At 63.4% G+C, this 3,418-nt stretch carries 4 protein-coding genes; 3 read left to right on the top strand and 1 reads right to left on the bottom strand.

What is annotated here, in order from left to right; translation table 11 throughout:
* Window positions 1-151 precede the first annotated feature (151 nt).
* Window positions 152-511, bottom strand: a complete 360-nt coding sequence (locus V5B39_RS22065; RefSeq protein ID WP_332344958.1) for a hypothetical protein — start codon at window positions 509-511, stop codon at window positions 152-154.
* A gap of 153 nt (window positions 512-664) precedes the next feature.
* Between V5B39_RS22065 and V5B39_RS22060 the strand changes: the two genes are divergently transcribed.
* The 3 genes from V5B39_RS22060 to V5B39_RS22050 form a co-directional block, all read left to right on the top strand.
* Window positions 665-2,236, top strand: coding sequence for a hydrogenase iron-sulfur subunit (locus V5B39_RS22060; protein ID WP_332344957.1), 1,572 nt, complete (start codon window positions 665-667; stop codon window positions 2,234-2,236).
* Window positions 2,229-2,726, top strand: coding sequence for a hypothetical protein (locus V5B39_RS22055; RefSeq protein ID WP_332344956.1), 498 nt, complete (start codon window positions 2,229-2,231; stop codon window positions 2,724-2,726). Before V5B39_RS22060 ends, V5B39_RS22055 begins: the two co-directional genes overlap by 8 nt.
* Window positions 2,727-2,822: 96 nt before the next feature.
* The coding region (locus V5B39_RS22050; RefSeq protein ID WP_332344955.1) for a cytochrome b N-terminal domain-containing protein at window positions 2,823-3,418 on the top strand (596 nt) is incomplete at its 3' end.

Below are 3,418 nucleotides of genomic sequence, written 5' to 3'. Positions count from 1 at the left end.
CTCGCCCGCCAGGCGGCCACATGCCCCCGCCAGTGCGCTTCCAGTTCCCCTGCCTTGTCCATCTCTTCCTCCCGTCGAAAACCTGGAGGTTGCTCCACTTCTCCCGGGTTTTACAGGTGGATGGGCTAGACGCTTACCCATCTTGGACGCATCATGCTGCTTGAACAGCTTGCCGCTTGAACGAACCCGAATTGAATCTGCGAGTTCCGGGGTTGTTCTCCCAGCCGAAGCGCCCGCGCATCCAGACGTCGGCCCAGCCGTCGCCGCCGCCGGACTTGCCGGCGCCGCGCTCGAAGCAGTAGTTGTCGGGGTCGCGCGGCTTGGTGACGCCGAGCAGTTCGCAAAGGTCGTCGAACCAGGCCTGCGCGCCGGCGCGCTCGGTGAGTGGGTTGTTCTTCCAGAGGGCGATGAATTCTTCGGGCGTCATGCCGGCAGTGTAACCGGGATGGCGGGAGCGGAGAACCGGCAGGGCCAGCCCTGACGCATGACTGGCGAAGCCCAGTCGTAGCAAGGCTTGGCGGCAGCCGCAAAAACAACTTTCGCAAAGGGGGGCTCTAAATACGCTTTTTTTGGATTTGACACGTGTCAAATCGCCGCAGGGAGTCCGTCAATATAATCAAAGACTAATAATTGCGGCCGGCACCGGTCCAGGATTCCCAGCGACGTGAGTTTTCACACAGCATTGCGCAAGGGCGCGAGCAGCGTTTTTCTGCGCATCGAAGAAGCTCTCGACGTACCCTTCGGCGGCACGGACAACCCGCTGCGCCATCTCGGCGCCATCGGTCTGTATCTCCTGTGGATCGTCGTCGGCACGGGCCTCTATCTGTACACCGTGCTCGACACCGGCATCGAGGCTGTCTACCGCTCGATCGGCTACCTCTCAACTGAGCAGTGGTACCTTGGCGGCGTCCTGCGCAGCCTCCACCGCTATGCGGCCGATGGCTTCATGCTGGTGATGATGTTGCACCTTATTCGCGAATGGTGTTACGGGCGTTACCACGGCTTCCGCCTGTATTCGTGGATGACCGGCATCCCTCTGATCTGGCTTGCCTACGCGGCAGGCATCGGCGGCTACTGGATCGTCTGGGACCAGTTGGCGCAGTTGTCCGCCACCGCCACCGCCGAATTGCTCGACTGGCTGCCGATCTTCAGCGAGCCGTCGGCGCGCAACTTCATGTCGCCGGACTCGATCAGCGACCGCTTTTTCACCATGCTGGTGTTCATCCACATCGGCATCCCGCTACTGCTGATCCTTGGTCTCTGGGCGCATGTGCATCGCATCAGCCATGTCGATTACCTGCCCTCGCGGCGCGCCATGGTCGCCACGCTGGCTATCCTGATCGGCCTCTCGCTGCTCAAACCAGCCCTCAGCAACCCGCCGGCGAACCTGGCGACCGTAGCCGGCGCACTCGATTTCGACTGGTTCATCCTGTTCCTCCATCCGCTGACCGACTTCAGCTCGCCGGCGATCGTCTGGTCGCTGCTGTTCGGGGTCACCGCCCTGCTCTTCGCGCTGCCTCTGCTGCCTCACGCCAGACCACAGCCGGCAGCGGTCGTCGACCCGGCCAACTGCACGGGCTGCGACCGCTGCCTGGCCGACTGTCCCTACGCCGCGATCGCGATGACCCAGCACCCGAGCCGGCCGGGTTTCAGGCTTGCCGTCGTCGATGCCGACCTTTGCGCTGCCTGCGGCATCTGCGCCGGCTCCTGCCCTTCCTCGACGCCTTTCCGCCGCCGGGAAACCCTCGTTACCGGCATCGACATGCCACAGCAGCCGGTCAATGCGCTGCGCGAACAACTTGAAGCTGCACTGGCACGACTCGAAGGCCGGACCAGGATAGTCATCTTTGCCTGCACGCGCGGTGCCGAAGCCGGACCATTGGCCGCCGTCGATACCGCCGTGATCGGCCTGATCTGCGCCGGCATGCTGCCACCGGCCTTCGTCGAATACGCGCTGCGCGGCGGTGCCGACGGGGTGCTGGTGGCGACCTGCCGCAGCGGCGGCTGTGAGTTCCGCCTCGGCGACCTATGGACCAGCCAGCGCCTGCTCGGCCAGCGCGAACCACATCTGCGCAGGACGGTTCCGCCCTCGCGCCTGCAACTGCTTGCCGCCTCGGCCCACGATGACCGGACGCTGGCCAAAGGACTGGCCGAATTCAGAGCCCGGATCGAGGCCCTGCCGGCTGCCAGTGACAGACTTCCACCCTATCTGCGGAGCGCTTCCCATCATGCTTAAACCCGCTGCCATCGTCGGCCAGGTGATCCTCTACGGCGCTTTTGCCGCGTTCATCGGTACCTTTGCCACCTGGCCGAAATACCAGCAGATCCCGAGCGACGTCGCCTTGATCAAGCTGTCGATCAGTCACCTCGGCGAACGCGAGTGTCGCAAGCGAACGCCTGAAGAGCTGGCGAAAATGCCGCCCAACATGCGCGCCCCGCTGGATTGCCCGCGCGAGCGCTCCGACATCCGGCTCGAAATGGATCTCGACGGCGAGCCGATCTTCCGCACCGTGCTGCAGCCGACCGGCCTCTACAAGGACGGCGTCTCGACGGTGTACAAACGCTTTGAGGTCAAAGCGGGCAGCCATCGGCTGACGGTCAGGATGGACGACAACCTCGAAAAGCCGGGCTTCGATTACGTCAAGGATCAGCAGATCACCCTCGCCCCGGCGCAGGTGATGGTGGTCGACTTCAATCCGGACCGTGGCGGCCTGTTCTTCAAATGATCGCCGCCCGCCCTGAACGATCCGGCGGCTGCTCCTGGCTTCGCCCGCCCGTGGCCGCCACTCGCGCCCTACCCATTTCCTGAGCTGACATCGACCATGGTCAAACTCCTGCAACAAATCCTGCGCTGGCTCTTCATGCGCGTCGAGAACGTCTTCAACGTGGCCTTCGGCGACAAGCTCAACCCCTTCTACCATCTGGGAACGATCAGCTTCTGGCAGTTCTGGTTGCTCGTCGGATCCGGTCTCTACCTCTATATCTTTGCCGATACCGGCGTCCATGACGCCTATGACTCGGTCGAGCGGATCACGCACAACCAGTGGTGGGCCGGCGGTATCCTGCGCAGCATCCACCGCTACGCCACCGACGGCATGATCCTGACCATGCTCCTGCACATGCTGCGGCACTTCGCCTACGACCGCTATCGCGGCTTCCGCTCGTTCTCGTGGCTGACCGGGGTGGCGCTGCTGTGGCTGGTCTACATCGCCGGCGTCAACGGCTTCATGCTGGTCTGGGACAAGCTGGCGCAGTTCGTCGTCATCGCCACCGCCGAGTGGTTCGACATCCTGCCGATGTTCAACGGGACGCTGATCCGCAACTTCCTCTACGTCGAAACCGTCAACAGCCGTCTGTTCACGCTGCTCGCCTTCATCCACATTGGTGTGCCGCTGGTCGTCGCCATCATCATGTGGGT

Origin of the sequence: Accumulibacter sp. (assembly GCF_036625275.1) — a bacterium.
Taxonomy (GTDB): domain Bacteria; phylum Pseudomonadota; class Gammaproteobacteria; order Burkholderiales; family Rhodocyclaceae; genus Accumulibacter.
Note: the sequence above shows the minus strand (reverse complement) of the source record. Positions and strands in the feature narration are given on the sequence as shown.

Bases quoted from the DNA above. Each gene is read 5' to 3' on its own strand.
- V5B39_RS22055 (WP_332344956.1), top strand. From the start codon at position 2,229: ATGCTTAAACCCGCTGCCATCGTCGGCCAGGTGATCCTCTACGGCGCT.